Source organism: Halorhodospira sp. 9621, assembly GCF_022228055.1.
GTDB classification, from domain to species: domain Bacteria; phylum Pseudomonadota; class Gammaproteobacteria; order Nitrococcales; family Halorhodospiraceae; genus Halorhodospira; species Halorhodospira halophila_A.
Genome location: NZ_JAJNRD010000093.1, coordinates 1 through 929, shown reverse-complemented (window position 1 = coordinate 929; position 929 = coordinate 1). Strand labels below are relative to the sequence as shown.

General features: G+C 63.5%; 2 protein-coding genes. Both read right to left on the bottom strand.

Annotation, left to right across the window (positions count from 1 at the left end; translation table 11 throughout):
* Positions 1-85 precede the first annotated feature (85 nt).
* Entirely contained in the window at positions 86-496 is a 411-nt protein-coding gene (hepT, locus tag LRF89_RS13225; protein WP_238637368.1) for a type VII toxin-antitoxin system HepT family RNase toxin, read from the bottom strand.
* Entirely contained in the window at positions 493-891 is a 399-nt protein-coding gene (gene mntA, locus LRF89_RS13220) for a type VII toxin-antitoxin system MntA family adenylyltransferase antitoxin (RefSeq protein ID WP_238635739.1), read from the bottom strand. The genes hepT and mntA overlap by 4 nt, the downstream gene beginning before the upstream one ends.
* Between the last annotated feature and the right edge of the window lie 38 nt (positions 892-929).

Sequence of the window (929 nt, the reverse complement as noted above, 5' to 3'; positions counted from 1 at the left end):
CGGGTCCATGCGTCGCGGCGCTGACCCGGCAGCCGCGTACCGCAGATATGCAGGCCTGGTTGGAAGCCCAGGAGTCCGCGCGGGGTCAGAGGAGCTGGCCTCGAAGCGCCTCGACGAATGCCAGAAGATCATCTAGGTGGTTTTCCACGACGTCCCGGACGATCCGCGCATCGACTTCTTGGTAGCCGTGAACCAGCACATTGCGGAAGCCAGCCATTGCCGCCAGGGGGTCGACCAAGTCGGGCTCGATAATGCCGTAGCGGCCGAGATGTTCAAAAAGAGCGCGGTTGGTCTCCGGTTCTCCCAGCCGTTTCGCGGAGACTACCTGGGAGGCTGCATCTAGCGCTGCCTGGATGGCCAGCTGCAGCGTGTGCTCGACAAAGCGCGTCTCTCGAAGGTCATGGCCGACCAGCTCGGGCTGGGCGAGTTCCCGAAGCTCCTGGACCCGGCTCTCGATAAAAGCTAGTTTCTTGTCGAGCAGGGGGTGATCGGTCACGCGGCAGAACTCCGTCGGTATTCCTGCAGGTAAGGCAGCAGGTCGAAGTAGCGATTCCGCGCATCGACCTCGAAAGCGATCCGTCGTTCCGGGATGGCATCGAGCAACAGGATGCCATCGCGCAGGATGCGGTGCACCAGGTCGACCGGCGCCTGCTCGACGTCAATCAGGTCAATCGGGCGTCTGATGGCTTGCTCCAGTCTCTGAGCCAAGCGGGCGGCGGGGCAGACCAGCGCAGGCTGCTGTGGATCGCGGAAGAGGACGGCGAGGTCGACATCGCTATCGTCCCGAGCTTGCCCGGTCGCGCGACTGCCGTAGAGATAGGCGCAGGCTATAAGGCCACGCTCCCTCTCAAGCTGCCCACGCAACTTCCCCGTAAGGTCAGTGGTCTCCATGGGCTTCGGCTGGCTCGTGCAGAGGGGGTAGAGCGTTC

Excerpts from the sequence above, each read along its gene's own strand:
- mntA (WP_238635739.1), bottom strand. The coding sequence starts at position 891 with ATGGAGACCACTGACCTTACGGGGAAGTTGCGTGGGCAGCTTGAGAGG.